Source organism: Mycolicibacterium mageritense (assembly GCF_010727475.1).
In the GTDB taxonomy this organism is placed as follows: Bacteria; Actinomycetota; Actinomycetes; order Mycobacteriales; family Mycobacteriaceae; genus Mycobacterium; species Mycobacterium mageritense.
The window spans coordinates 7,085,133-7,111,567 of sequence record NZ_AP022567.1; the positions used below are offsets into that span (position 1 = coordinate 7,085,133).

General features: G+C 67.3%; 23 protein-coding genes. 8 read left to right on the forward strand and 15 right to left on the reverse strand.

Annotated elements, in window-relative coordinates:
* Positions 1–193: 193 nt before the first annotated feature.
* Both tyrS and G6N67_RS34305 read right to left on the reverse strand, forming a co-directional pair.
* Positions 194–1,480: a tyrosine--tRNA ligase gene (gene tyrS / locus G6N67_RS34300; protein WP_179976773.1), complete on the reverse strand. Its 1,287-nt coding sequence runs from the start codon at positions 1,478–1,480 to the stop codon at positions 194–196.
* Positions 1,481–1,507: 27 nt separating this feature from the next.
* Positions 1,508–2,119, reverse strand: coding sequence for a DNA-3-methyladenine glycosylase (locus G6N67_RS34305; protein WP_036439490.1), 612 nt, complete (start codon positions 2,117–2,119; stop codon positions 1,508–1,510).
* Between the two features lie 67 nt (positions 2,120–2,186).
* Here G6N67_RS34305 and G6N67_RS34310 point away from each other — a divergent pair, with 67 nt between their 5' ends.
* Genes G6N67_RS34310 through G6N67_RS34320 form a run of 3 tightly spaced genes read left to right on the forward strand, consistent with a single transcriptional unit; the run spans position 2,187 to position 4,337 of the window.
* On the forward strand, positions 2,187–2,954 hold the full coding sequence (locus tag G6N67_RS34310; RefSeq protein WP_036439488.1) for an ABC transporter ATP-binding protein: 768 nt from the start codon (positions 2,187–2,189) through the stop codon (positions 2,952–2,954).
* Positions 2,879–3,706: an ABC transporter permease gene (locus G6N67_RS34315; protein WP_073911715.1), complete on the forward strand. Its 828-nt coding sequence runs from the start codon at positions 2,879–2,881 to the stop codon at positions 3,704–3,706. The genes G6N67_RS34310 and G6N67_RS34315 overlap by 76 nt, the downstream gene beginning before the upstream one ends.
* 7 nt (positions 3,707–3,713) lie before the next feature.
* Entirely contained in the window at positions 3,714–4,337 is a 624-nt protein-coding gene (locus tag G6N67_RS34320) for a TetR/AcrR family transcriptional regulator (RefSeq protein WP_036439484.1), read from the forward strand.
* Here G6N67_RS34320 and G6N67_RS34325 read toward each other — a convergent pair.
* From G6N67_RS34325 to G6N67_RS34335, 3 genes are read right to left on the reverse strand one after another with little or no spacing between them, the layout of a single operon-like run.
* Positions 4,311–4,520, reverse strand: a complete 210-nt coding sequence (locus G6N67_RS34325; RefSeq protein WP_036439482.1) for a Trm112 family protein — start codon at positions 4,518–4,520, stop codon at positions 4,311–4,313. The genes G6N67_RS34320 and G6N67_RS34325 overlap by 27 nt on opposite strands.
* Before the next feature lie 9 nt (positions 4,521–4,529).
* The gene (locus tag G6N67_RS34330) at positions 4,530–4,973 is read right to left on the reverse strand and encodes a hypothetical protein (protein ID WP_036439481.1); all 444 of its coding nucleotides are present in this window, start codon (positions 4,971–4,973) and stop codon (positions 4,530–4,532) included.
* Positions 4,974–5,015: 42 nt separating this feature from the next.
* Complete coding sequence (locus tag G6N67_RS34335; RefSeq protein ID WP_036439479.1) at positions 5,016–8,024, reverse strand: acyl-CoA synthetase; 3,009 nt, start codon at positions 8,022–8,024, stop codon at positions 5,016–5,018.
* 158 nt (positions 8,025–8,182) lie between these two features.
* Between G6N67_RS34335 and G6N67_RS34340 the strand changes: the two genes are divergently transcribed.
* A complete protein-coding gene (locus tag G6N67_RS34340) occupies positions 8,183–9,973 on the forward strand; it encodes an ABC-F family ATP-binding cassette domain-containing protein (RefSeq protein ID WP_036439477.1) in 1,791 nt (596 codons plus the stop codon).
* A gap of 4 nt (positions 9,974–9,977) precedes the next feature.
* Here the strand turns inward: G6N67_RS34340 and argH are convergent, their stop codons facing one another.
* The 8 genes from argH to argC all read right to left on the reverse strand — a co-directional run bounded on the left by argH (position 9,978) and on the right by argC (position 18,388).
* Positions 9,978–11,387: an argininosuccinate lyase gene (gene argH, locus G6N67_RS34345; protein WP_036439474.1), complete on the reverse strand. Its 1,410-nt coding sequence runs from the start codon at positions 11,385–11,387 to the stop codon at positions 9,978–9,980.
* Between the two features lie 72 nt (positions 11,388–11,459).
* Positions 11,460–12,659, reverse strand: coding sequence for an argininosuccinate synthase (locus G6N67_RS34350; RefSeq protein WP_036440584.1), 1,200 nt, complete (start codon positions 12,657–12,659; stop codon positions 11,460–11,462).
* Positions 12,660–12,697: 38 nt separating this feature from the next.
* A complete protein-coding gene (locus G6N67_RS34355) occupies positions 12,698–13,174 on the reverse strand; it encodes an arginine repressor (protein WP_036439472.1) in 477 nt (158 codons plus the stop codon).
* A 28-nt stretch (positions 13,175–13,202) separates the two neighbouring features.
* A complete protein-coding gene (argF, locus tag G6N67_RS34360) occupies positions 13,203–14,126 on the reverse strand; it encodes an ornithine carbamoyltransferase (protein ID WP_036439470.1) in 924 nt (307 codons plus the stop codon).
* Entirely contained in the window at positions 14,123–15,289 is a 1,167-nt protein-coding gene (locus G6N67_RS34365; protein ID WP_036439468.1) for an acetylornithine transaminase, read from the reverse strand. Before G6N67_RS34365 ends, argF begins: the two co-directional genes overlap by 4 nt.
* Positions 15,286–16,161 (reverse strand): acetylglutamate kinase, encoded by an 876-nt coding sequence (gene argB / locus G6N67_RS34370; protein WP_036439466.1) that lies wholly within the window; start codon positions 16,159–16,161, stop codon positions 15,286–15,288. Before argB ends, G6N67_RS34365 begins: the two co-directional genes overlap by 4 nt.
* Positions 16,158–17,357 carry a bifunctional glutamate N-acetyltransferase/amino-acid acetyltransferase ArgJ gene (gene argJ, locus G6N67_RS34375; RefSeq protein ID WP_036439464.1) on the reverse strand — a complete coding sequence of 400 codons (1,200 nt, stop codon included), beginning with the start codon at positions 17,355–17,357 and terminating at the stop codon, positions 16,158–16,160. The genes argB and argJ overlap by 4 nt, the downstream gene beginning before the upstream one ends.
* Positions 17,354–18,388: an N-acetyl-gamma-glutamyl-phosphate reductase gene (gene argC, locus G6N67_RS34380; protein WP_036439463.1), complete on the reverse strand. Its 1,035-nt coding sequence runs from the start codon at positions 18,386–18,388 to the stop codon at positions 17,354–17,356. Before argC ends, argJ begins: the two co-directional genes overlap by 4 nt.
* Before the next feature lie 206 nt (positions 18,389–18,594).
* Here argC and G6N67_RS34385 point away from each other — a divergent pair, with 206 nt between their 5' ends.
* Genes G6N67_RS34385 through G6N67_RS34400 form a run of 4 tightly spaced genes read left to right on the forward strand, consistent with a single transcriptional unit; the run spans position 18,595 to position 23,122 of the window.
* The gene (locus tag G6N67_RS34385) at positions 18,595–20,730 is read left to right on the forward strand and encodes an acetate--CoA ligase family protein (protein WP_051579155.1); all 2,136 of its coding nucleotides are present in this window, start codon (positions 18,595–18,597) and stop codon (positions 20,728–20,730) included.
* A 15-nt stretch (positions 20,731–20,745) separates the two neighbouring features.
* Positions 20,746–21,690, forward strand: coding sequence for an acyl-CoA thioesterase (locus G6N67_RS34390; protein ID WP_036439461.1), 945 nt, complete (start codon positions 20,746–20,748; stop codon positions 21,688–21,690).
* Positions 21,691–21,719: 29 nt separating this feature from the next.
* Positions 21,720–22,325: a carboxymuconolactone decarboxylase family protein gene (locus G6N67_RS34395; protein ID WP_230021434.1), complete on the forward strand. Its 606-nt coding sequence runs from the start codon at positions 21,720–21,722 to the stop codon at positions 22,323–22,325.
* Positions 22,322–23,122, forward strand: a complete 801-nt coding sequence (locus tag G6N67_RS34400; protein WP_036439459.1) for an SDR family NAD(P)-dependent oxidoreductase — start codon at positions 22,322–22,324, stop codon at positions 23,120–23,122. The genes G6N67_RS34395 and G6N67_RS34400 overlap by 4 nt, the downstream gene beginning before the upstream one ends.
* Positions 23,123–23,141: 19 nt before the next feature.
* Here the strand turns inward: G6N67_RS34400 and G6N67_RS34405 are convergent, their stop codons facing one another.
* A complete protein-coding gene (locus G6N67_RS34405) occupies positions 23,142–25,205 on the reverse strand; it encodes a 3-hydroxyacyl-CoA dehydrogenase NAD-binding domain-containing protein (RefSeq protein ID WP_051579154.1) in 2,064 nt (687 codons plus the stop codon).
* A complete protein-coding gene (locus tag G6N67_RS34410; protein ID WP_036439457.1) occupies positions 25,202–26,371 on the reverse strand; it encodes an acyl-CoA dehydrogenase family protein in 1,170 nt (389 codons plus the stop codon). Before G6N67_RS34410 ends, G6N67_RS34405 begins: the two co-directional genes overlap by 4 nt.
* Positions 26,372–26,435 lie beyond the last annotated feature (64 nt).

Here is a 26,435-nt window from a genome sequence, read left to right on the forward strand (position 1 = left end):
GCCAAAAGCCGCGTCGCTGGTGCGGGCAGTGAGGAACCCCCACCTTAGTGGGAGACTCTCTCGGACTTTGTCTTCGCTTCCCGGCTGGGCCGTGTCGCTCTGACCTGGAATAAGTTACGTGAGCGCTAACAGCGAGTCAAATCGCCAGGTCACGTGAGCGTTTTCCCAGGTCAGAGCACGCACACCGGTGGGCCTACGCGCCGACTCGCTCGACGCCGGCGATGTTGCGCTTGCCACGTCGCAACACCAGCCAACGGTCATGCAAAAAGTCGGAAGCCTGTGGTATCCACTCGTCGCTTTCAATACGCGTGTTGTTGACGTACACGCCACCTTCGGCGACCGTCCGCCGCGCAGCACCCTTACTCGCAACCAGACCGCTCGCGACCAACAAATCGGTGATCGCGTCCGGGCCGCCGGGCTTCAATTCGGCGACCTGGCCATTACTCGCCTCGCGCAGCGCCGCACCCAACGTCGATTCGTCGAGGTCGCCGAGTTCGGCTCGGCCGAACAGCGCCTGACTCGCAAGTTCCACAGCCTTCGTCGCGTCCTCGCCGTGGACCAGTGTGGTGAGTTCACGCGCCAACCGCTTCTGCGCAGCCCGTTCGTGCGCCCGCTCGGTCGTGGCTGCTTCCAGCTCGGCGATCTCGTCGGGCGACAGGAAGGTGAACCAGCGCAGGTAGCCGATGACGTCGGCGTCGGCCGTGTTGACGAAGTACTGGTACCAGGCATAAGGGCTGGTCATCTCCGGATCGAGCCACAGGTTCCCGCCGCCGGTCGACTTGCCGAACTTCTTGCCCTCGGAGTCGGTGACCAGCGGAGTGGTCATCGCGTGAACCGTCGCACCCACCTTCTGCCGCACCAGCCGGGCACCCGCGACGATGTTGCCCCACTGATCGGATCCACCGATCTGCAGTGCGCATCCGTGCCGTTCGTGCAGCTCGACGTAGTCGTTGGCCTGCAGCAGCATGTAGCTGAACTCGGTGTAGGAGATCCCCTCGCCCTCCAGCCTGCGCCGCACGGTCTCGCGGTCGAGCATCACGTTCACCGAGAAGTACTTGCCGATGTCGCGCAGGAACTCGATCGCCGACAAGCCGCCGGTCCAGTTGAGATTGTTCTCCACGATGGCGCCGGTCGGGGTGTCGTCGAACTCGACGAACCGTTCGAGCTGGCCACGGATCCGCGACGCCCAGTCCGCGACGGTGTCTGCCGTGTTGAGGGTGCGTTCGCCGGTGTCGCGCGGGTCGCCGATCATGCCGGTCGCGCCGCCGGCCAGCACGATCGGCCGGTGGCCGGCCTGCTGGAACCGGCGCAGGGTGAGGAGCGGCACCAAATGCCCGGCATGCAGGCTGGGGGCGGTCGGATCGAAACCGGAATACACGGTCACGGGCCCGGCGGCGAGGTCGTTCGCCAGCGCGTCGCGATCAGTGGACTGCGCAATCAGTCCACGCCAATCCAGCTCGTCAAGAATGCCGCTGCTCATGACGCCGATCATGCCGTATGGCCGGTGTCAGTCACTGCTGCCGGGCGCCGGAGCGCGCGGACTGCGCCGGTACGACGACACCTCGGCGTGCTCGGCCAGCCAGAACCGCCAGGGCCGATCGGCGGCCTTGCTCACGCCGACCCGCGGCCCTTCGACCGCATCGACCTCGGGACCGAGTGTCAGCCGAACCGGGCTGTCCGGCGAGAACAGGTCGATCCCGTTGTCGCCCATGGCGATTCCGAGTGCCGAACACAAGTTGCCCGGCCCTCGCGCGAGCCCGGCGGGCACGACGGCAGGCCCCCGCCGCTGCTGGGCCACAAGCGCACCCTCGACAACGGCCGCCGCCCGCAACAGCACCGCCGCGGCGACCCCGTCAAACCCGCACACGACGTTGGCGCAGACGTGAATGCCGTGGCTGCGATACGTGTAGAGGCGCCCGGGCGGCCCGAACATCACCAGGTTGCGACCACCCGGCCCTCGATAGGAGTGCGCTGCCGCATCCGGCCACGGCCCGTCGGGCGGGCCACCGTAAGCCTCGACCTCGACGATCTTCGCGGTCACACCGCGTCCGACCAGTTCGGCCCCCAACAGTCGGCGGGCCGCGTCCAGCGGATCCCCCACCAGCAACTGCGCGCCCACGCGAGCGATTCTGCACTCCGCAACCACAACCGTTGACACCGGACCGGCGGGAGCGCATATTCAACATATGATGACTTCATCGTTTGATGAATTCCCGGCAACCGCCCCAGCCGTCGACATCGAGGGTCTGCACGTGATCCGCGGGGGCCGTCCCGCCATCCGCGACGTCACCGTGCAGATTGCCCGCGGCACGATCACCGGCCTGCTCGGACCGTCGGGCTGCGGAAAGACCACGTTGATGCGCTGCATCGTCGGCACCCAGATCGTGGCGTCCGGTTCGGTGACGGTGCTCGGTCACCCCGCCGGGTCCGCGCCGCTGCGTCATCGCGTCGGCTACGTCACCCAGAACCCCACCATCTACAACGACCTGCGCGTCATCGACAACGTCCGGTATTTCGGCGCGCTGTACGGGGCATCGCCCGCGGCCGCCGACACCGCCGTGAAATCCGTCGGGCTCGGCGATCACCGCACCGCCTACTGCGGCAACCTGTCCGGCGGACAACGCACCCGTGCCTCACTGGCCTGCGCACTGGTAGCCGAACCCGAACTGCTCGTGCTCGACGAGCCGACCGTCGGACTCGACCCCGTGCTCCGCGTCGACCTGTGGGAACAGTTCCGCGAGCTGTCGCGGCGCGGCGCGACCCTGCTGGTCTCCAGCCACGTCATGGACGAGGCCGACCATTGCGGCGATCTGCTGCTCATGCGCGAAGGAGTCCTCCTCGCGCACACCACCCCGGACCGACTACGGAAGGACACGGCATGCACGTCCCTGGAGGAAGCGTTTCTGACCGTCATCCGCCGGCGCACCGTGACCGCGGACAACGCAGCAGGCTGAGCCCCGAGGCATACCTGGCGACGACGACCCGGATCCTGCGGCAGCTGGCCGCGGATCATCGCAGCGTCGCGATGATCCTCGTGGTACCGAGCCTGATCATCGCGCTGATGTACTTCATGTTCCAGAACGCGCCGCGGCCGCCCGGCGCACCCTCGCCGTTCAACAACGCGTGCCTGATCATGCTGGGGGTGTTCCCGCTGATCGTGATGTTCCTGATCACCTCGATCACGATGCAGCGGGAACGCGTCTCGGGAACTCTGGAACGCATCCTTACCACACCGTTGCGCCGGTTCGACCTGCTCGCGGCGTACGGCACGGCGTTTTCGATCGCGGCCGCGGCGCAGGCCACGCTCGCATGTGTAGTCGCGTTCTGGCTGCTCGGCTTCGACACCGCGGGCAGTCCGGTGCTGGTGTTCCTCATCGCGATCATCAACGCCGTGCTGGGCGTCGGGCTGGGGCTGCTGTGCAGCGCGTTCGCCCGCACCGAGTTCCAGGCCGTGCAGTTCATGCCCGTCGTGATCGCTCCACAACTGTTGTTGTGCGGCATCATCGTGCCGCGCGGCGCGCTGCCCGAATGGCTGCAGTGGATCAGCAACGTGCTGCCCGCAAGCTACGCATTGGAAGCCCTTCAGCAGGTCGGCGCATATTCTGAGCCGACCGGTATCGCGGTGCGCGACATCGCGGTGGTGATCGGTTTCGCGGTGCTGGCCCTGTGCCTGGCCGCGGCCACACTGAGACGACGAACCCCATAGGAAACCCTTGACGAGCAATACCGAGCGCAAACGGCCCGGCAGGCCTGCCGGCCCGTCGGACACCCGCGAACGAATCCTGGTCAGCGCACGGGAGTTGTTCGCCCGCAACGGGATTGACAAGACATCGATCCGCGCCATCGCGGCCGACGCGGGCGTGGATCCCGCTCTGGTCCATCACTACTACGGCACCAAGACCCAACTTTTCGCCGCGGCGATTCACATCCCGATCGACCCCATGGCCGTGATCGGGCCGCTGCGAGAAGTTCCGGTCGATCGGATCGGCTACGTCCTGCCGTCAATCCTGTTGCCACTCTGGGATTCTGAGATGGGCAAGGGTTTCATCGCGACCCTGCGCTCGATCCTGGCGGGCAACGACGTCTCACTCGTCCGGTCGTTCCTGCAGGAGGTCATCGTCGCCGAGGTCGGTTCGCGCGTCGACAACCCGCCCGGCAGCGGCCGGATCCGCGTGCAGTTCGTGGCTTCCCAACTGGTGGGTGTGGTGATGGCGCGCTACATCCTCGAGCTCGACCCGTTCAAGTCGCTGCCCGTCGACGTGATCGCCGAGACCATCGCGCCGAACGTGCAGCGGTACCTGACCGGAGACCTACCCGGCTTGAGCGCGCTCGACTAGCCGCTCGTGTTCGGCGTCGTCGGTGATCGTGACCGCCTCGTCGACCAGCAGGACCGGGATGCCGTCGTCGATCCGGTAGGCGCGCCGCAGCCGCGGGTTGTAGAGAAACTCCTGATCCACGAGCAACAGCGGCCCGCGGTCCTGCGGACAGACCAGGATGCTCAAAAGTTTGTCGTCGACCACAGGGCGACGCTAGCCGATCGGTATCTGGATGCCGCCGCCGCTGGGGCCGACGCCGATCCCGCTGTTGTAGTTCGGGCCGTACGGCGATTGGTTGACCCCACCCGACGCCGCGTTCTGGGACTGCGCCTGGATCTTGCGCTGGTAGGACACGGTCGCTTTGAGTGCGTCGATCAGCGGCGTCTGGTTGGGCCGGTACTTCAGCGACTCCTGCAGGGCTTCGATGTTGCCCTTGGAGGGCCGGAAGCCGAGCGCACGCAGCTGCATCGACTCCTTGGCCCAGTTGGACACCTGGCCACCACCGGCTCCGGTCGCGTACTGGTTGTAGACGTCGTCGAGCACATCGGCATGCGCGGTGCCCGCAGCGACACCCATCAGCAGCCCGACCGCCAGCGCTCCGCCGGCCACGGATCCGGTGAGAACACGGCGCCAACCGCCACTCGCCTGCGAAGTCATCAATCCTCCAGTCAGTCTGCTGCCAGCGGGAGCCTAACAGTGCTACGAGTCGGCCGCCGGGTTCTGCGGTTCCCCGGTCAGCTCGGCGCGCATCGCCACCGTGAGCCTCTTGTACGTATCCGTATCGGTGTCGAGATACCAGGAGTTACGCCGCGAGGGTTTGGGCACGCCGGCTGCCCGCAGCGGCGTGATCAGCGGGCGGTAGGAGGCGCCCAAGGTCAGGTCGGCGACGACGTGCACGAAATCGGGCGGATTGCCGACCGGAAGGTCCGCCAGTGCGTGCGACAGGTCCGCGGTGGGGATGGTGCCACCGGGACGGAGCGCGAGAGCGGTGACCGCCACCTGCTTGTCCCCCACCGCGACGTCGTAGGTCACCGCGATGTCGACCGCGTCGATGCGCCCGAGCGCGTCGTTGACCGGGGTGGCGAACACCGGGCCGCGTTCGGTGCGGATCACCGCGCTGCGATTGTCGACGAGCCAGTAGTCGCCGTCCTCGTCACGGCGGAACAGGAACTCGGTGGACACCCAGGTGTCGGCCGGCGCGAACACGCCGCGTTTCACCGACGCCGTCGGATCGACAGGGCCTCGCGGATGCGCCAGCAGCACACCGACCTCGTTGGCCTCGGCCTTGCGGACGAACCCCTGGTCGTCCTCGAGGATCAGGTCGTCCTCGGCGTCGTAGGCCGCGAGCGCGACCTGGCCGCCGCCGGGCAGCGGCCTGCCCTTACTGCCGATCTTGGCACCGGCCACGTTGGCCAGCACGGCCTGCCCGTCGGTGGTCGCGAAGAATTCGACGACGTGGGCGGGCTCGAACACCTCGACGACGCGTTTCCACAGCCCCGCAGGCATGCCGGACCCGATGAATAGCCGCACGGGGTGGCTGCCGGTCAGCGAGAACGACGGATCGTCGATGACCTCGCGCAGCATCGCCCAGGTGTAGGACACCACGGTGACGCCGTACTGGCGGATCTCCTGCAGGAAGCGCTCGGGCTGCAGGCCGCGCGACAGCGCGATCCGCGAACCGCCGACCACCGCGCCGCCGAGGCTGACCAGCAGACCGGACTGGTGATGCAGCGGCGTCAGGCAGTAGACCGTGTCACCGCGCCCCAGGTTGGCGGCCGACGCGGTGCCGAACGCCGAGAGCGCCCAGCGGAAGTTGGTGATCTGCCGCGCGACCAGTTCGCCGCCGATCGTGGTGAACGCGACGAACGCGACGTCGCGGGCCAATCCCGGATTCGGCCGGTACCAACCGGGCAGCTCGACGCCGTCGGGATCGATCTGCTCCATGTCGACGACGTCAGCATCCTCAGGCAGGTGCAGATCACGGCTCTCGCCACCGTGCACATTTCCCGGCATCCCGGCGCCGAGCACGAGCACGCGCATGTCGAGCCGGCGCGCCATGTCGAGGTGACTCGGGTCGGCGATGATCTCCGAGACCCGGCCCAGGCGCGCGGCCTCGGCCAGATCCAGGTCGGGCGGCATCATCACCGCCACCGCGCCGAGCCGGGACAGCGCGGCGATCGCGACCAAGGCGCTGGGTCGGGTTTCCATCAGGACACCGACCCGTGCGCCCTGCCGGACACCGACGTCGATCAGGCCGCGGACCACGTTGTTGATGCGGCGGTCCACCGCCTCGTAGGTGTGCACGCGACCGTCGAACAGCAAGGCCTCGCCGTTGGGGGCACTGCGGGCCTGCTCGCTCATGATGCGGCCGAGCGAGATCCGGGTGTGGTCGTTGACCTGTCCCAGCCGGGCGAGCCTCGGCAGGGTGCGCGCGGTCTCGATGACCAGCGTGCGCGCGTTCTTGTTGGCCGCCACGAGGGCGTCGGCGGCCGATCGGGCCACGCCGAACGCCATCTCGGTGGCTGCCGTGGCGCCGTGGGTCACGCGGGTCGAGAACGACACCCCGCCCTCGTGGTGGTCGGCAGGCTGCAGGCCCATGGGAACCACACCCTCGGGCATGTCGCCGCCGTCGAGCCATTTCACCCACTGCGCCACCGTCGGCCAGGTCTGGGTGGACGCTTTCGATCCCACGACGAGGCCGAAATGCCCTGCGCGGATGAGGTATTCGTAGACGTCGGCCTGCGGGGCGGCGCGCTTGATGCCGCGCACCGAGGCCGGCTGGCCGATGTCGTCGACCTCGCCGACCACCGCGAGTACCGGGCAGTCGATGTCGGAGAGCGTCACCAGATCGCCGTGGATGGAGAAGCCTCCGGTGATCATCCGGTTGTGCGCGATGAACTGCTTGAGCAGCTCGGAGATGGCCGGACCCGACCACGCGATCCAGCCCTCGGAGGCCAGGAAGCGACGCTGCTGTTCGCGTGGCAGCAGGGCTTCGCGATCGTGCAGCTGACGGAGGAAGTCGAGCCGCGACTGTGCGGTCTTGATGGGATCCAGCATCTGAAAACCCGTGCGTGCCAGCCAGCCCGGGATGTCGATGCGGCTGAAAACGTGGTCGGCCATGAAGTCGGCGGCGCCCGCCGCGATCCCGGCGGGCAGGTTCATCGGCAGCGCGGCCAACGTGTCCACCGGGGAGCCGAACGCGATGATGCTGGCCAGATCCTTCGAGCGCCGGTAGGCCGCGGTCTGGTAGGCGAACATGCCGCCCTGTGAGTAGCCGGCCAGGTGGACGTCGCGGCCGGTGACCTGTTTGACGGTGTCGATCGCTTCGCTCAACGCCACCACGTGGTCGGCGAGATTGCGCTGCATACCGCCCTCGACCTTGTCGGGCGAACCGAAGTCGATGACCCACGGGTCGATTCCCGCCGCGTGCAGGATGCCGACCGCGCCGTCGTCACGCGTCACGTCCCACATGTCGGCCGACATCATCATCGGATGCACCATCAGGACGGGCGGCCCGGGATCCGGCGCGCCCGGGCGGGCGTCCGGCGGGAAGTACCGGCGCAGCCGGAACATCGGGACGCTCTGGATGATCTGGAAGGGCGAAGGCACCGCGCCGGTCTCGAGCCCGCCGTAGCGCAGAACTTCCAAACCGTTCTGCGCGGTGGCCAGCAACCGCTCAACCGGTTTGGTCACTGCCGAGAAATCCACCAACGCCTGCTCCCCTACGTCGCAACGCCCAATCCCCCGATTGACGTGGTCATCATGGCATGCGCCGCGGCCCGCAACGAGCACGGAGGCAAAACCTCCCGACCCGACATCCCGCCACCGCGAAGCGCCGCCTGCCTCGACCGCTAAGGTCGGCGGCGATGGCACACCTTCTCGGCGGCGAAGCCCTACATCTGGAGTACCCCACCGGGGTGGTGTTCGACGGACTCACCGTCGGGCTCAACGAGGGTGCCCGCATCGGCATCGTGGGCCGCAACGGTGACGGCAAATCCACCCTGCTCGGGTTGTTGACCGGACGGATCACCCCGGATGCCGGGCGAGTCACGCGCCGTGGAGGTCTCCGCGTCGGCGCCCTGGATCAGGTAGACACGCTGGATTCCGAACGCACCGTGGGTTGGTCACTGGTCGGTGACCGCGCCGAGCACGAGTGGGCAGGCGATCCGCGGGTGCGCGACGTGATCGGCGGACTCGTCGCCGACATCGGCTTCGACACCGTGGTCGGAACGCTGTCGGGTGGCCAGCGCCGACGTGTGCAGCTCGCGGCGCTGCTGATCGGTGAGTGGGACGTCATCGCGCTCGACGAGCCGACCAACCACCTCGACATCGAGGGCATCACGTGGCTGGCCGGTCACCTCAAGCAGCGCTGGGCGCGGGATGCCGGCGGGCTGCTTCTGGTCACCCACGACCGGTGGTTTCTCGACGAGGTCGCCACCGCGACGTGGGAGGTACATCCCGGCCCGCCCGGCACCAAGGGCAGCATCGTCGAACCGTTCGAAGGCGGTTACGCCGCCTACATTCTGCAGCGGGTCGAACGCGACCGGCAGGCGGCGGCCGTCGAGGCCAAGCGGCAGAACCTCATGCGCAAGGAACTCGCGTGGCTGCGCCGGGGCCCGCCGGCCCGCACGTCCAAACCCAAGTTCCGGATCGACGCGGCCAATGCGCTGATCTCGGACGTACCGCCGCTGCGCAACACCGTGGAGCTGTCCCGGCTGGCCACCGCACGGCTCGGCAAGGACGTGATCGACCTGCTCGACGTGTCGGTGTCGTTCGGCGACAAGGACGTGCTGCGCGACGTCGAATGGCGCATCGCCCCGGGTGAGCGCACCGGCATCGTAGGTGCGAACGGCGCAGGCAAGTCCACGCTGCTCGGTTTGATCGCGGGCACCGTGGCCCCGACCGCCGGGCGGGTGAAACGCGGTAAGACAGTGCGGCTTTCGATCCTCGATCAGCAATCGGCCGAACTGGACCGGTTGGCCGGTGACATGGTTCGAGAGGTGATCGGCCGGCTGCAGACCAGCTACCAGGTGGACGGCAAGGAATACACCCCGGCCCAGCTGCTGGAGCGGTTGGGTTTCGCGCGGGCCCAACTGTCGGCGCGGGTCGGTGAACTGTCCGGCGGGCAGCGCCGCCGGCTGCAGCTGCTGCTCGTGCTGCTGTCGGAGCCGAACGTGTTGATCCTCGACGAGCCCACCAACGACGTCGACACCGACATGCTGACCGCGACCGAGGATCTGCTCGACTCGTGGCCCGGCACGCTCATCGTGGTGTCCCACGACCGGTATCTGCTGGAACGCGTCACCGACCAGCAGTACGCGATCCTCGACGGACGGCTGCGGCATCTGCCCGGCGGTGTCGACGAGTACCTGCGGCTGGCCGCGCACCGGCCGAGCGCGCCTGCGCCCCGCGAGACTCCGGCAGCGCAGGGCCTGTCGGGCGCCGAGCAGAGAAGCATCGAGAAGGAGATCGCCGCGATCGACCGGTCCCTGGCCAAGCTGGCCGACCGGATCGCGGCCAAGCACGACGAGCTCGCCGCGCATGACCACTCCGACCACGTCGGGCTGGGAAAGCTCACCGGGCAGCTACGCGAACTCGAGGGTCAGGTGGCCGAGCAGGAAGCGCGCTGGATGGAGTTGTCCGAGCAGCTGGAATGAGCCGTCAGGCCAGACCGGCCCGCAACCGCTGCGCGGTCTCGCGCACCACGCCGAGCTGTTTGGCAACCTGGATCGGCGCCGTCCCGCCCCGTGCGTCGCGTGAGTTCACCGATCCGTCGATGGTGAGAATGTCGCGCACTTCGGGCGTCAACTCGGGATGGATGCCGGACAGTTCGGCGTCCTCCAGTTCCTCCAGGCCGACGCCGCGCGCCTCGGCGGCCCGCACGGCCGCACCCGCGGCCTCGTGCGCGACCCGGAACGGCACACCGCGCCGCACCAACCACTCGGCGACATCGGTGGCCAACGTGTAGCCGAGCGGGGCCAGCGCGGACATCCGGTCGGTGTCGAAGGTCAGCGTGGCGACCAGCCCGGCCATCGCGGGCAGCAGCAGCTCGAGCTGCGCCACCGAATCGAACACCGGCTCCTTGTCCTCCTGCAGATCCCGGTTGTAGGCCAGGGGCTGCGCTTTCAACGTCGCGAGCAGTCCGGTGAGATTGCCGATCAGGCGGCCGGATTTGCCGCGGGCCAGTTCGGCGATGTCGGGATTCTTCTTCTGGGGCATGATCGAGCTGCCCGTCGACCACGAATCGTGCAGCGTCACGTAGCCGAATTCGGTTGTGCTCCAGAGGATGATGTCCTCCGCCAGCCGGGACAGATCCACCCCGATCATCGCCAGCACGAACGCCGCCTCGGCCGCGAAGTCCCGCGCGGCCGTCGCGTCGACCGAGTTGTCGGCAGCCGCGGTGAAGCCCAGTTCTTCGGCGATCGCGTCCGGGTCAAGACCCAGCGAGGAGCCGGCCAGGGCGCCGGAGCCGTACGGCGACACCGCGGCCCGCTTGTCGAAATCGACGAGGCGGTCCACATCGCGCAGCAACGGGTGTGCATGCGCGAGCAGATGATGCGCGAGCAGGATCGGCTGCGCGGACTGCAGGTGGGTCTTGCCGGGAAGGATCGCCGTCGGATGCGCGGCGGCCTGGGTGGCCAGGGCGTCGACCACGTCGAGGGCCGCGGCGGCGACGCGGCGCACCGCGTCGCGCAGCCACATCCGGAAAAGCGTCGCCACCTGGTCGTTGCGCGATCGCCCGGCCCGTAGCCGGCCCCCGAGATCAGGGCCGACCCGGTCGATCAGGCCGCGCTCCAACGCACCGTGCACGTCCTCGTCGGTGACCAGCGGGCCGAAGCTGCCGTCCGCGACGTCCTCACCGAGGCTGTCGAGGCCCGCGAGCAGGCCGTCGCGCTGGTCATCGGTCAGCAACCCGGCGCGGTACAGCACGCGGGCGTGCGCCTTGGACGCCTTGACGTCGTACGGCGCCAGCACCCAGTCGAAGTGCGTCGACTTACTCAGTGCGGCAAGCGCATCCGACGGGCCGTCGGCGAACCGGCCGCCCCACAGCGAACCTTCGTTAGTGCTCATATTTCTCCCCGCGAGCAGTCACGCGCGTACCCGCGAACAGCGTTTCTGGGGTACCTACGTGTCTGTTCGGCATTACAGGCCCAGGTCGCGCTTGGCCGAGATCTTCGACGAGAGCCCGTGCACGTGCACGAAGCCCTTGGCCGAGGACTGGTCGAAGCTGTCGCCCTCGTCGTAGGTGGCGAGGTTGAAGTCGTAAAGCGACTCCGCGCTGCGGCGGCCGTTGACGGCGATGTGCCCGCCGTGCAGCACAAGCCGGATCTCGCCGGTCACGTGCTCCTGCGTGTGCGCGACGAACGCCTCCAGGGCCCGCTTGAGCGGCGAGTACCACAGGCCGTCGTACACCAGCTCGCCCCACTTCTGATCGGTGCCGCGCTTGAACCGGCCGAGTTCGCGTTCGAGCGTGACGTGCTCGAGTTCGGTGTGTGCGGTGATGAGCACCATCGCGCCCGGCGCCTCGTAGATCTCGCGGCTCTTGATGCCGACCAACCGGTCCTCGACGACGTCGAGCCGGCCGACGCCCTGCGCACCGGCGCGCCGGTTGAGCTCCACGATGGCCTCGAGCACCGTGACGGGCCTGCCGTCGATCGAGACCGGCACGCCCTTCTCGAAGCCGACGATCACCTCGTCGGGCGTGCTCCAGTTGACCGTGGGGTCTTCGGTGTAGTCGTAGACGTCCTTGGTGGGCGCGTTCCACAGGTGCTCCAGGAACCCGGTCTCCACCGCGCGGCCCCACACGTTCTGGTCGATCGAGAACGGCGAGCGCTTGGTGACGTTGATCGGGATGGCGTTCTCCTCGGCGAACGCGATGGCCTTCTCCCGGGTCCAGGCGTAGTCGCGAACCGGGGCGAGCACCTCGAGATCGGGTGCCAGCGAAGCGAATCCGACCTCGAACCGCACCTGGTCGTTGCCCTTGCCGGTGCAGCCGTGCGCGACGATGCCGCCGCCGTGTTCGCGCGCCGCCTTGACCAGGTGCTTGACGATCAGCGGCCGGCTGATGGCCGACACCAGCGGGTAGCGGTCCATGTAGAGCGCATTGGACTGGATGGTCGGCAGGCAGTACTCGTCGGCGAACTCGTCGCGGGCATCGACCACGACCGCCTCGACGGCGCCGCAATCCAGCGCCCGCTGCCGTACGACCTCCATGTCCTCGCCGCCCTGGCCGAGGTCGATGGCGACGGCGACGACCTCACGGCCGGTTTCCTTGCCGATCCAGCTGATCGCCACCGAGGTGTCCAGACCGCCGGAATACGCCAGGATGACGCGCTCGGACATTGGTTGATCTCCTTGCTTTTTGGGTTCTGCGTACTGCTTCACTTCAAGTTTTCGAACATGATCGCGAGCTCGGCACCGGTCATCGGCTCGCGCGCTATCACGAAGATGGTGTCATCACCGGCAATCGTCCCGACAACCTGGGGCAACGCGGCCCGGTCGATGGCACTGGCCAGGTAGTGCGCGGCCCCGGGCGGAGTGCGCAGCACCGCCATGTTGGCGCTCGCGTCGGTGGAAACCAGCAGCTCGCCGAGCAGCTTGGTGACCCGCTCGGTGCCACCGGACACACCGCGGACCGGGCTGCCGTCCTCGGGCACGACGTAGACGCCGACCCCGCCGTCGGCGCCGCGCAGCTTCACCGCCCCGAGCTCTTCGAGATCCCGCGACAGCGTGGCCTGGGTGACCTCGATGCCGTCGGCGGCGAGCAGGGCGGCCAGCTCGGTCTGGCTGCTGACCGCGTGGGCGGACAGCAGCGAGACTATGCGGGCCTGGCGGCCTACCCGGGTCGGCGAGCTCATGGTCGGTCGATTCGCTTGCAAGCGTCGCTCATGATCGTTCCAACAACCAGACCAACATCGCCTTCTGCGCATGCAGCCGGTTCTCGGCCTCGTCGAACACCGCACTCTGTGGACCGTCGATCACCTCGTCGGTGATCTCGTGCCCGCGGTGGGCCGGAAGGCAGTGCAACACAACGGCTTCCGGATCAGCAAGCTTCAGCAGCTCGCTGTTGACCTGGAACGGGCGGAACGGGCGGACCCGGTCCAGGCCGTCGTTCTCCTGTCCCATCGACGTCCAGGCGTCGGTCACCAGCACATCGACCCCTTCGGCGGCCGCGCGCGGATCGTCGGTCACGGTCACCGACGCGCCGGTCTCGGCGGCACGCTTACGGGCCGCGTCGACGAACTGCGGATCGGGCGCGAAGCCTGCGGGCGCAGCGATGGTGACGTGGATGCCCGCGGTCACTCCACCGAGCATCAACGAGTGCGCCATGTTGTTGGCGCCGTCACCCAGGTACGTCATCCGCAGCCCCGGCAGCGCGCCCTTGCGCTCGGTCAGGGTCTGCAGGTCCGCAAGCACCTGGCACGGGTGGAATTCGTCGGACAGCGCGTTGACGATCGGGACGGAGGCGCCAGTTGCCATGGCGGTCAGGCGTTCCTGCGCGAAGGTGCGCCACACGATGGCGTCGACGTAGCGCGACAGCACCGCACCGGTGTCTTCGAGCGTTTCCTCGCGGCCCAACTGGGTGCTGCGGCCGTCGACCACGACGGCGTGCCCGCCGAGTTGGGCGATACCCATCTCGAACGAGAACCGGGTTCTGGTCGAGTTCTTCTCGAAGATCACCGCGACGCCGTGCGGGCCTTCCAGGGGCCGGCGGCTGAAGGGGGCCTTCTTGAGCTCGGCGGCCAGCGCCAGCACCTCGGCCTGCTCGTCGGGCGTGAGGTCGTCGTCGCGCAGGAAATGTCTGGTCATTCCGTCCCCTTGTCGAGTACCGCGGGCAGCGCGGTGATGAACTGGCCGATCTGGTCTTCGGTGATGATCAACGGTGGCGCGAGCCGGATGACGTCGGGTGCTGCCGCGTTCACCAGGAAACCGGCATCGCGGGCTGCGGCCTCGACGGCCTTGGCGCCGGGCGCGGTCAGGACCACGCCCTGCAGCAGACCCTTGCCACGCACATGATCGACCAGTGGATGGCCGAGTTCCTCGATGCCGTGGCTCAACGTCTTGCCGAGCACGCCGGCCCGGTTGACCAGATCGCCGTCGGCCAATTCCTTGAGCACCGCGAGGGCGGCCGCGGTGCACACCGGGTTGCCGCCGAACGTGCTGCCGTGCAGGCCCGGGGTCAGCAGGTCACCCGTCGCACCGAGGGCCAGGCACGCACCGATCGGCAGCCCGCCGCCCAGGCCTTTGGCCAGTGTCACGATGTCGGGCGTGATGCCGTCGTGTTGATGGGCGTAGAAGGCGCCGGTCCGGCCGACCCCGGTCTGCACTTCGTCGAGCACGAGCAGCGCACCGTGTCGCGACGTGATCTCGCGGGCCTTGGCAAGGTATCCGGCGGGTGGGACGACGACGCCGCCCTCCCCCATGATCGGTTCGAGGAATACGGCCGCAGTGGTGTCGTCGACCGCCGCGGCGAGGGCATCGACGTCGCCGTAGGGCACATGCGTGACGTTGCCCGGCAACGGTTCGAACGGGGCCTGCTTGGCGGGCTGGCCCGTCAGCGCCAGCGAACCCATCGTCCGGCCGTGGAAGGCGCCTTGGGCGGCAACGACATTCGTCTTCCCGGTGAGCCGGGTGATCTTGAAGGCAACCTCGTTGGCCTCGGTGCCGGAGTTGCAGAAGAACACCCTGGCCTGCGAACCGAGGTGCCCGACAAGCGCCTCAGCCAACGCGATACCCGGTTCGGTGGCATACAGATTCGAGGTGTGCCCGAGGGTGTTGAGCTGACTGGTCACGGCCGCGATGACAGCCGGATTGCGGTGCCCGAGCAGGTTGACCGCGATCCCGCCGAGCAGGTCGAGGTACTGCCTGCCGTCCGCGTCGGTGACCACCGCACCCTCCCCGCTGACCAGAGCCAGCGGCGGAGTGCCGTAGTTGTTCATCATCACCGCTTCCCAGCGGTCCTGCAGCGTCATTCTTTGACCACCTTGGTCCCGGTTCCCTCGTCGGTGAAAAGCTCGACCAGTACGCAATGTTCGACCCGGCCGTCGATCACGTGGGCGCTGGGCACGCCGCCCGCCACGGCCCGCAAACACGCTTCGATCTTGGGCACCATGCCCGATTCCAGCCGTGGCAAAAGCTGCGCCAGGGCCGCGCTGTCGATCTCGCTGACCAGCGAATTGCGGTCAGGCCAATCGGTGTAGAGGCCTTCCACATCGGTGAGCATCAGCAGCTTTTCCGCACCGAGCGCCTCGGCCAGCGCGGCCGCGGCGGTATCGGCGTTGATGTTGTGCACCACGCCGTCGGCGTCGGGCGCGATGGTCGACACCACCGGAATGCGGCCCGCCGCAATGAGATCCAGCAGTGATCCGGCGTTGACGTGGTCGACGTCGCCCACCAGGCCGATGTCGGTCGCCACGCCGTCGACGTTGACGCTGCGGCGCACCGCGGTGAACAGCTGGGCGTCCTCGCCCGTGACGCCGACCGCGTAGCCTCCGTGCGCGTTGATCAGACCGACCAGTTCCCGGCCGACCTGACCGAACAGCACCATCCGCGCGACATCGAGGACTTCCGGTGTGGTGACCCGGAATCCGCCCTTGAAATCGCCCTCGATGCCGAGCCGTTTGAGCATCGCGCTGATCTGCGGGCCGCCACCGTGCACCACGACGGGGTGAATGCCGCAGTTGCGCAGGAACACCATGTCGTCGGCGAACGCGGTCTTGAGCACATCGTCGGTCATGGCATTGCCGCCGTATTTGACGACGACGATCTTGCCGTGCAGCTCTTTGAGCCAGGGCAAGGCCGCCGACAGCACCTTGGCCTTGGTCGCGGTGTCGATGCCCGTCACGAGCTGTAGGCCGAGTTCTCTTCGACGTACCCGTGGGACAGGTCGGTGGTCCGGATGGCGGCCTGCGCGGATCCCGCCGCCAGGTCGATGACCACCTCGATGTCCGCACCGGACAGGTCCACGTCGCGTGCACCGGGCGCCCCGGCGCCATCGATGCACACCGGTGTTCCGTTGAACGACACGCTGATCCGTTGCGGGTCGAGGGTCACCGGCGCGATCCCCACCGCGGCAAGCACCCGGCCCCAGTTGGGGTCGGAACCGAACATCGCGGTCTTGACCAGGCTGTCGCGGGCAACGGCGCGCGCGGCGACAACCGCCTCGTCCTCGGAGGCCGCGCCGGTCACGGTGATGACGACGCGCTTGGTGACGCCTTCGGCGTCGGCCTGCAGCTGGGCGCACAGGTCGTCGCACACCGCCAGCACCGCGGCGTCCAGTTCGTCCTGGCTGGGCGCGATCTCACTGGCGCCCGACGACAACAGCAGCACGGTGTCGTTGGTGGAACAGCTGCCGTCGACGTCGAGCCGGTCGAAGGTCTTGGCTGCGGCACGGGTCAACGCCGTGTTGAGCGCGCCCGCATCGGCGACCGCATCGGTGGTGATCACGACCAGCATGGTGGCCAGCGACGGCGCGAGCATGCCCGCACCTTTGGCCATGCCGCCGACTGTCCAGTTGCCCTGATGGTGCAGCGCAACCTGTTTCGGCACGGTGTCGGTGGTCATGATGGCCCTGGCGGCTTCCTCACCGCCCGTCAGCCCGCCCGCCATCTCGTGCACGATCTCGGTCACACCCGCCAGCACCCTGTCCATCGGCAGGCGGTCGCCGATCAGGCCGGTCGAGCACACCGCGACCTCGATGGCCCCGGTCTCGGTGCCCCAATCCGACAGTGCCGCCGCGACGGCCTCGGCGGTGGCGTGCGTGTCCTGAAAACCCGGTGCGCCGGTGCACGCGTTGGCGCCACCCGAGTTGAGGATGACCGCGCGCAGGCGCCCGGTGGTGAGCACCTGCTGCGACCACTGCACCGGGGCGGCCTTGATCTGGTTGCGGGTGAACACACCCGCGGCCGCGTAATCGGGCCCCTCGTTGAACACCAGCGCGAGGTCCAACGCGCCGGATGCCTTGATACCGGCCGAGATTCCGGTGGCCCGGAACCCCTCAGGCGCCGTCACACCCTGCTTGCGAACGAGCTTCCACGTCACGGTGCCACTCCCACGATCGACAGTCCTTCGGTTTCGGGCCAGCCAAGGGCCAGGTTCATCGACTGGACAGCGGCGCCACCCGTGCCCTTGGTGAGGTTGTCGATGGCGGCAACGGCGACCAGGGTCTTCGCCTGCTCATCTACCGCGACCGCCAGTTGCGCGGCGTTGCTGCCGATCACCGAACCGGTCTTGGGCAGTTGCCCCTCGGGCAGCAGGTGGACGAACGGCTCTGCGTCATAGAACTTTTCGTATGCGGCGCGGACCTCCGAGAGCGATGCCTGCGTGCGGGCCGTGCAGGTGGCCAGGATGCCGCGCGCGGTCGGGATCAGCACGGGCGTGAACGAGACGGTGACGTCCCTGTCGGTGACCGCCCGCAGCCCCTGGGCGATCTCCGGGGTGTGCCGGTGCTTGCCGCCGATGTTGTAGGCGCGCGCCGATCCGATCACCTCGGAGCCGAGCAGGTCGACCTTGGCCGACCTGCCTGCTCCCGAGGCGCCGCTGACCGCGACGACGGTCACGGCCGGCTCGACGAGCTCCTCTGCGACCGCGGGCAGCAGCGCCAGCAGGGCCGCGGTCGGATAACACCCGGGCACCGCGATCCGCTTGGTGTCGCGCAACTTGTCCCGGGCGCCGGGCAGTTCAGGCAGCCCGTAGGGCCAGCTGCCGGCATGGGTCGAACCGTAGAAACGTTCCCAGTCGGCGGCGTCGGTGAGCCGGAAGTCGGCGCCGCAGTCGATGATCAGGGTGTCGGGCCCGAGCTGTTCGGCCAGCGCGGCGGAATGGCCGTGCGGCAGCCCCAGGAACACCACGTCATGACCGGCCAGCACGTCGGCGTCGGTGTTCTGCAGCACGCGCGACGCCAGTGGCAACAGGTGCGGATGGTGTTCGGCCACGCTGGTTCCCGCGCTAGCAGCCGCGGTCAGCGCCCCGATGGTCAGCCGGCCGTCGGCGTAGGCGGGGTGGCCGAGAAGCAGTCGCAGAATCTCGCCACCCGCGTAGCCGCTGGCACCGGCTACAGCTACTGAGGTCATGCACCAGATCTTTGCATTGTTATGCACTTGGCTGCAAATTCATTTACGCCGTCACCGGATCTGCATGGCACGAGTTATACATAGACAACACTCTATAGAGTATGTAGGCTTGAAAACACTCGGAAGGTCGGTGTGATCCAGACCGCATCGCACCGTCCCGCAGCAGTCAGTCACCCGCAGGTACACGTTGCACAGGAGTTGAGTCGATGCGCCCACCCACCACCCGACCGTTTGCCGAGTCCTTGATCAATCCGCACGCGATCGCGATAGTCGGAGCTTCCGACAATCCGAAGAAGACGACCGCGCGGCCCCAGCAGTTCCTGCAGCGGGCCGGCTATCGCGGTAATGCGTACTTCATCAACCCGACTCGCGATACCGTGCAGGGCGCCAAAGCGTGGCCCACGCTGTCGTCGCTGCCCGAGGTGCCCGAGCACGTCTACATAATGACTGGGGCCGAAGCGGCCATCGCCGCGGTGCGGGAATGTGCCCACCTCGGAGTACCGGTGGCCACTGTGCTTTCCGCCGGGTTTGCCGAAGACGGTCCGGTTGGGCAGGACCGGGAGGATCGACTGCGAGCGGCAGCAGCTGAGGGCCCCACGCGGGTGATCGGACCGAGCAGCCTGGGCGTGGTGAACCCGCGTACCGGCGTGATGCTGACCGGTAATGCTGCGTTCGGAGAGCCCAACCTGCCCGCCGGTGGGGTGTTCGTCGCTTCACAGTCGGGCAGTGTGATCGGGTCGCTCCTGAGCCGGGCCCTCGGCCGCGGCATCGGCTTCGCCGGACTCGTGTCGACCGGCGGTGAAGCGGACCTGTCACTGGGATCGCTGTGTGAAGCGATGATCGCCGATCCTGGTGTCACCTCCTTTGCCTTGTTCCTGGAGTCATTGCGGCACGCCGAGGATCTGGCGGCGTTCGCGCGCGCGGCAGCCGAGGCGGGGAAGCCGGTCGCAGTGTACAAACTTGGTCGTTCGGACGAGGCTGCGGCACTGGCGGTTTCGCACACCGGCGCGCTTGCCGGCGAGGACAGTGAAGCCGACGCGTTCTTCCGAGCATGCGGATTTGCCCGGATCTACAACTTCGAGTCGCTGGTCGAGGCGCCGGCCTTGCTGGAGCGCATCCCGGCTACCGCGCCCACGACGCCGCGCGTCGGGGTCATCACCACAACCGGCGGCGGTGCGGCCATCATGGTCGACCAGCTGGCCCTGCGCGGGCTGAACATCGTTGGACCCAGCGCCAACTTGGTCGCGCGGATGGCCGAAGCCGAAGTGATCATTCCGCACAGCCTGATCGCCGATTTGGGACTCGACGGCGCACGACACGACATCGTGACCAACGCACTGACTCTGATGCAAGACAGTGGCGAGTTCGACGTCATCGTCTTCGTCATCGGATCCTCGGCCCGGTTGAACCCCGAGCTGGCCGTGCAAGCGATCGCCGAGCGCGGAAATCATGCCGTGCCGATCGTTGCATCTGCGTTGCCCGAAGCCCCCGAAGCGGCAGCGCTGCTCAACAGCTCGGGAGTACCGGCGTTTCGCACCCCTGAGTCATGCGCCGACGTTGTCGCTGCCGCGTTCAGTCGTCGGCCGACCACCGTCGGCGACACGGCCCAGTTCGCCGCGAATGCTGCTGCTCCGGCGCAGACACTGGACGAACAAGCGTCGGCGGCCCTGCTCGGCCGACTCGGTGTCACCTTCCCCGAATCGGTAGCGGTGTCAGTGCAGGAACTCGAAGATGTGTCGATTTCCGTCGAATTTCCAGCGGTCGTAAAGGTTCTTTCCGACCAGCTGCCTCACAAAAGCGACGTTGGCGGTGTCGTGTTGAACGTCGCCGACATTACCGGAGTCCGGGAAGCGGCGCGCACGATTGTGAGAAATGTTGCGGCACAACGCTCTGCCGTCACGGTGGACCGTGTTCTGGTACAGCAGATGGCACGCAAGGGCATCGCTGAGGCGCTTATCGGCTATCGGGTCAGCCGTGATGTCGGGCCCATGGTGGTGCTGTCCACCGGTGGCGTGCTCGCCGAGATCTTTGCCGACACCTCAGTTCGTTTGGCACCCGTCACGATTGACGTCGCCCACGAGATGATCCGCGAGGTGAAGGGCCTAGCCGTGATCACCGGCTATCGCGGTCTGCCCGAAGGTGACGTCGACGCGCTGGCATCGACGATCGTCGCGATGTCGAGACTCGCCGTCACCAACACCGAAGTGCTGGAAGCCGAGATCAACCCGGTCTCGATCGGCGCGAAGGGGTGTGGGGTTCTGGCGTTGGACGCACTGGTAAGCACATCGGTCAGCGAGTCCGTCGACACTCGGCGTGCTGATGCCGCACTCGCCCACCGCTGACGACGACCGCCCGTGATGGAGGAGTCTTTGCGGCAGGGTTTCGCCCCGACATTCGGCGATGAGAGCTCAATTCCGGGAGAGGTCAACCGAGACCCTCTCGTGGACCGGCTGGCTGTGCGGTGCGTTGCCGACGACGATGCGTCGTCGGCAACGTTCACCGGAAGACCGATTGCGGGATTCGACCAGCGAACCTACGGCGGTCATCTGTTGGCGCAAGCCACTTTGGCAGCGACCGCGACGGTGCAGTTCCCCCGGACAGTCACCTCGTTGCACGCTTACTTCCTTCGTATGGGCGGCAAAGACATAGATTTGACCTACCTGGTCAACCGCGTGCGCGATGGTCGCACATTGTCCGTCCGCTCAGTGGCGATTTCTCAGGGCGACCGCGAACTCGCGGTCGCCCAGATGATGTTCGGCTCGCAGTCCGCCCACGATGACGGTCAGGTGTACCGATTCGAGGCGCCGCACGTGCCCGGTCCCGCCGAACTCCCCAGCTTGGACCAGCGTCGACTACTCCGCCTACCCGATGACGGAATCAAACTGCCGATTCGGTCTGATTGGCGATCGGCGTCGCGCCCACTGGACATCCGTTACGTCGACGATGCGATGCTGCCGAAACAGTCTGGCGCGCAACGGTGTTTCTGGTTTCGCGCAGAAGACATCGCGCGGGACGCCGGTCAGAACGTGCACCGCGCGATCATGGTGTTCGCCTCCGACCGGTCGTTGTTGCCGGTGATCGCGAAAGCCCGGGGTGAACTTGACACCGCGGTGCGACACACGACGGCAAGTATCGATCACACACTGTGGTTTCACGACGATGTGGCGGCCGGCCGGTGGTATCTCTACGCCCAGGACTCGCCTTTCAGCAACGCCACCAATGGGTTGGCGCGCGGAACCATCTTCGACGAACACCGCCGAGCCGTGGCATCCGTTGCCCAGCAGGGCCTCATCCGGTTGTAACTCGTCACTCGACCCACCGCTCCCCCAACGTGTTCGCAGCCCGGTCGGCACGCGCCGAACTGAAGGAGATCGCTGTCGTCGGCACGATCGAAAGGAACGTAATGCGAGTACACCCAGCACCGGTCACCGGAGAAGTCGCCGATCGCATGCGAAAGCGGCGCGGCGGGAATCTCACGCCGCTCGACGAGGCATTGCTGCACAGTGAACCGTTCGCCGATGGTTGGAACAATCTCCTCGGCGCAGTTCGCACCGAGATGGCGCTTCCCGGCGATATTCGGGAGATGGCGATCTGTCGCATCGCCGAACTCAACGGCGCCCAGTACGAATGGCGCGCACACGCGCCGCTAGCACTCCGTGAAGGTCTGACGGTCGAGCAACTCGCGGCATTGCGCGAAGGCGGTGACACGGCAGCCCTGAACGAACTGCAGACGCTTGTATTGCAGTACACCGATGCGATGACAAGCAACGTGACGGTCGCCGATGCACTCAGCGACCGCGTGCACTCCATGTTGGGCACCCGCGGGTTTGTCGAACTGACGGGCACCATCGCCGCATACAACATGGTGTCGCGATTCCTGGTCGCCCTTCATATCGGACAAGTCCAAGAAGCAGAAGAAAGTGAAGCAACAGCATGAGCCAACGGCTGCAAGGCAAGGTCGCGATCGTCACCGGGGCCGGCAGCGTCGGACCCGGTTGGGGCAACGGGCGCGCCGCTGCCGTTCGGTTCGCGCAAGAAGGTGCCCGCGTCTTCGCAGTCGACCTCAGCCATGACGCCCTGGTGGAAACACTCTCCCGATTCGACGGCGTAGCCGGGTCAATCGTGCCATTCCAATGCGATGTCAGCGATGGCGAAGCTGTCCAAGCCATGGTTACCGAATGCCGCGAGATGATGGGCTCTATCGACATCCTGGTCAACAATGTCGGCGGATCTCGCGCCGGCGGCCCGGTGGAGATGTCCGAGCAAGACTGGAACCGTCAGCTCGAATTCAATCTGACCACAACAGATCTGACTTGTAAGCATGTTCTCCCGCAGATGAAGGAGGCCGGCTCTGGCGCGATAGTCAACACCGCTTCGACCTCGGCAATCCGGTGGACGGGTGCGGCACAGGCGGCCTACGCCGCATCGAAGGCCGGCGTTATCGCCTTCACGCGGTCGGTGGCCGTGCAGCACGCCCCGCTCGGTATCCGCGCGAACACAGTCATTCCGGGCCAACTGCACACCCCGATGGTCGAAACCCGACTGGCCGGACAACGCACTGGTGGCGACGTCGACAAGCTCCTTGAGCAACGTCAGGCACGGATCCCCCTCGGCTTCATGGGAGACGGCCGGGACACCGCGAACGTGGCGCTGTTCCTGGCATCCGACGAAGCCCGATTCATCACGGGTACCGAGATTGTCGTGGACGGCGGTATGTCCGCCCGCTGCGACTGATACCCGGCGGCACTCTCGCCTACTGACCGGCCTCGGCGGCAGCGAACACACCCAGGTCGCCACGGCGGAACCCGTACCCGGTGACGGCGGCCAACTCGTCGAGCTTGAGCCCGAGTTCGGCGCGGCGAGGTAGCACCCATGGCGTGAGACCGCCGACATGACTGGGGAATCCGTAAGCGGTGGTGAGCATGAGGTCGACATCGCCGGGGCGTTCGGCGATGCCTTCGGTCAGCAGCAGCGCGGCCTCGTTGGCCATCGTCAGCAGGACGCGTTCGACGATGTCGGCGGCGCTGAACACACGCCGCTGGATCTGCTTGCGCTCCGAGCTCGACCGGATGAGCTCGGCTACGTGGGGGTCGACGATCGGAGTGCGGGAGCCTGCCTCGTAGCGGTACCAACCGGCACCGGTTTTCTGGCCCAGCCGACCCTCCTCGCACAGGATGTCAGCGACGTCCGGATAGCGTTCGCGCGGGTCGCGCCTGCCGGCGGTCGCCTGCCGCATCCGCCACGCGATATCGAGGCCGGACATGTCAGACACCGCGAACGGGCCCATCGCGAAGCCGAATCCGACCAGAGCCTCGTCAATCTGGTGAGGTAAGGCGCCTTCTTCGAGCATCAGTTCACACTGGCGTCGGTAAGCGTTGTAGATCCGGTTGCCGATGAACCCTTCGCACACACGGGCCACGATCGGCAGTTTCTGCAGCAGCTGAGCTGCGGTCAGCGCGGTGTCCAAGGCATAGGTGCCGGTGTGCGCCCCGTGCACCACTTCCAGCACAGCAGCCCGATGCGCCGGGCTGAAGAAGTGCATGCCGACCAGCCGAGTCCGGTCGTCCAGGGCTTGAGCCATTGCGTCGATGTCGAGGTAGGAGGTGTTGGTGGCCAGCACCGTGTCGGGAGCGACAACCTGCTGCAGGCGAATCAGCAGGTCCGTCTTGACGGTCATGTCCTCGAACACGGCTTCGATGATCAGGTCGCAGCCGGCGACGTCGTCGAGCGCGGCGCCGGCGGTCAGCAGCCCCGCTCGGCGTCGCGCGTCGGCCGCGCTGAGACGCCCGGACTGTACGAGCCGCTCAGCCGCGCCGCGCACGGTGTGGGCGGCGCGGGCCGCGGCGTCCGGGTTCTGGTCGACGAGCACCACCGCCACACCGTGTTCGACGAAGGCGCGGGCGATCCCCGAACCCATGGTGCCCGCACCGATGATTCCGACACTGCGCAGTGCGCGCGGGCTACGGGGGCGATTGGCTTTGGTGGCGGCGCGGCGGGCGAAGAACAAGTGTCGTAGCGCTGCCGCTTCCTCCCCCACGCGCAAACGGGTGAACTCGCGACGCTCGAAGCTCAGTGCCGCATCGGGGTCGAGGACAAGTCCGTTGAGGACGGCCGCGACCGCAGCGCCATACTGCGGTCGGCCGCGGCCACGAGTCAGGACATCCAGGGCGGCCGCAGTCACCTCCGCTGCGTCATCGGCACGGATGGGCTCCGCACGGAGGATCCGTTTGCCGGTCATCGCGCCAGCGTGGGCCACGGCCGCTGCGCGCAGCGGCGCGTCGGTGACCACGTCGATGAGCGCGCCGACCGTCGTCACCTGGCGCCGCGCGCCCGAGGAGATCAGGTCCAGCGTGGCGACCGGGCCGATGAGGCGCAGGGGCCGCTGAGTGCCGCCGGCGCCCGGGATCATGCCCAACGTGATCTCAGGGAGCCCGATGACCGAATCTTCGGCGGCGATTCGGGCGTCACAGCCCAGCGCAAGCTCCAACCCGCCGCCCAGGGTGGCACCGCAAAGTGCGGCGACCACAGGTTTAGGGCAGTCTTCAATCGCCGAGATCAGCTCGGGCAGTGTGGGTTCGGGAAGTGGTCCGTTGAACTCGCGCAGATCGGAGCCGGAGATGAAGTGGGAGCCCGCGCCGATGAGGACGACGGCGTCGACATCGGAGTCCGCGCCGGCGCGGCGGACCCCAGACAGCAGCCCGGCGCGGACGGCCGCGGAGCTCGCGTTCACCGGTGGGTTGTCGATGACCAGCACGGCCACCCGGCCGTCGAGCTGGTAGTCGACGACCGCGGTCTCGTGCACGGCTGTCAGAGTCATCGGGTCGCGGCCTCCGCGACGACGGCGCGCTGGTTGAACCTGCGCCCGAAGATCTCCTCGGCGATACGGTTTTTCAGGATCTCCACCGATCCACCCGCGATCATCCATCCGCGCGTACGACGCATGCAGTATTCGACCAGCGACTCGCAGCTGTAGCCCAGCGCGCCCATAGCCTGCATGGCCTCGTTGGCGGCGAAGAATCCGGCCTCGTTGGCAGCGAGCTTGGCCACCGACGTCTCATAAGCCGACGGCAATCCCGCTTCGGCGTTGCGCACCGCACGATCCAGCAGCAGCCTGGCGGCGTCGAGCTTGACTGCGATGTCGGCGAATTTCCACTGCAGACCCTGGAATTCGTTGAGGGTGCGCCCAAATTGGGTGCGCTGGCTGACATGGTCGCGGGCCAGGGTGAACGCCAGTTGCCCAAGAGCCAACGCGCGGGAGGCGTTACCGATCCGCTCGACGTTGAAGCCCGACATCTGCTTCTTGAACCCGCCGGGGCCCAGAAGCACGTTCTCTTTCGGGATCCAGCAGTCATCGAAGTACAGCTGCGCCCACTGCTCGCCGCTCATGTACGACGATGGGGCACCGAATGTGAGCCCGGGGGTATCGCGCTCGACAAGGACCGAGCCGATGTTGCGGGTGCCCGGGCCGAACCGCACGTAGATCAGGAACAGGGTGGCATCGACGCTGTGGGTACCCCAGATCTTGGTGCCGTTGATCCGGAATCCCTCGGCGTCGGGTGTGGCTGACGTCGTCAGTTCGGTTGCCGCAGAGCCGGCTTCGGGCTCGCTCATGCCCAGTCCAATCAACGCCTTGCCGGCGAGCAGACTGGGCAGGTATTGCTGTTTCTGCTCGGGTGTGCCGAACTCGGCGAAGGTGCGGATGGCACCGAAATTGCCGGCCTGCAGAATATCTGCGCTCTTGGGACAGGCCATCGCGACCTCCTGGATGACGGCTACCGCGTCGGCCAGGGTCGCGCCCTGGCCGCCGTCGCGTTCGGCGATGGTCAGACCGAGCAAACCCTGGGCGCCGAGAAGTTCGGCGATATCCCAGGCGTAGCTGGGGTCGTGGGCGCGTTGCAGCGCCCCGTCGGCGAGATGGCGTTTGGCGAACGCGCGCACCGAATCCAGCAGCGATTCGGTTTCGGTCTGGGCAGGTGCAGACATAGCGGATCCTTCGTCTTTCAGTCGGTGTGGATGTTGCGCGGCAGCGCGGGGAGAAGTGCTCGGA

Coding starts and splice junctions, on each gene's coding strand:
- G6N67_RS34350 (WP_036440584.1), bottom strand. CDS start 12,659: ATGTCCGAGCGCGTCATCCTGGCGTATTCCGGCGGTCTGGACACCTCG.
- argC (WP_036439463.1), bottom strand. CDS start 18,388: ATGACCTCAGTAGCTGTAGCCGGTGCCAGCGGCTACGCGGGTGGCGAG.
- G6N67_RS34410 (WP_036439457.1), bottom strand. CDS start 26,371: ATGTCTGCACCTGCCCAGACCGAAACCGAATCGCTGCTGGATTCGGTG.
- G6N67_RS34390 (WP_036439461.1), top strand. CDS start 20,746: ATGGAGGAGTCTTTGCGGCAGGGTTTCGCCCCGACATTCGGCGATGAG.
- argF (WP_036439470.1), bottom strand. CDS start 14,126: ATGACCAGACATTTCCTGCGCGACGACGACCTCACGCCCGACGAGCAG.
- G6N67_RS34400 (WP_036439459.1), top strand. CDS start 22,322: ATGAGCCAACGGCTGCAAGGCAAGGTCGCGATCGTCACCGGGGCCGGC.
- G6N67_RS34340 (WP_036439477.1), top strand. CDS start 8,183: ATGGCACACCTTCTCGGCGGCGAAGCCCTACATCTGGAGTACCCCACC.
- G6N67_RS34315 (WP_073911715.1), top strand. CDS start 2,879: ATGCACGTCCCTGGAGGAAGCGTTTCTGACCGTCATCCGCCGGCGCAC.
- tyrS (WP_179976773.1), bottom strand. CDS start 1,480: ATGAGCAGCGGCATTCTTGACGAGCTGGATTGGCGTGGACTGATTGCG.
- G6N67_RS34310 (WP_036439488.1), top strand. CDS start 2,187: ATGATGACTTCATCGTTTGATGAATTCCCGGCAACCGCCCCAGCCGTC.
- G6N67_RS34405 (WP_051579154.1), bottom strand. CDS start 25,205: ATGACTCTGACAGCCGTGCACGAGACCGCGGTCGTCGACTACCAGCTC.
- G6N67_RS34330 (WP_036439481.1), bottom strand. CDS start 4,973: ATGACTTCGCAGGCGAGTGGCGGTTGGCGCCGTGTTCTCACCGGATCC.
- G6N67_RS34355 (WP_036439472.1), bottom strand. CDS start 13,174: ATGAGCTCGCCGACCCGGGTAGGCCGCCAGGCCCGCATAGTCTCGCTG.
- argH (WP_036439474.1), bottom strand. CDS start 11,387: ATGAGCACTAACGAAGGTTCGCTGTGGGGCGGCCGGTTCGCCGACGGC.
- G6N67_RS34365 (WP_036439468.1), bottom strand. CDS start 15,289: ATGACGCTGCAGGACCGCTGGGAAGCGGTGATGATGAACAACTACGGC.
- G6N67_RS34385 (WP_051579155.1), top strand. CDS start 18,595: ATGCGCCCACCCACCACCCGACCGTTTGCCGAGTCCTTGATCAATCCG.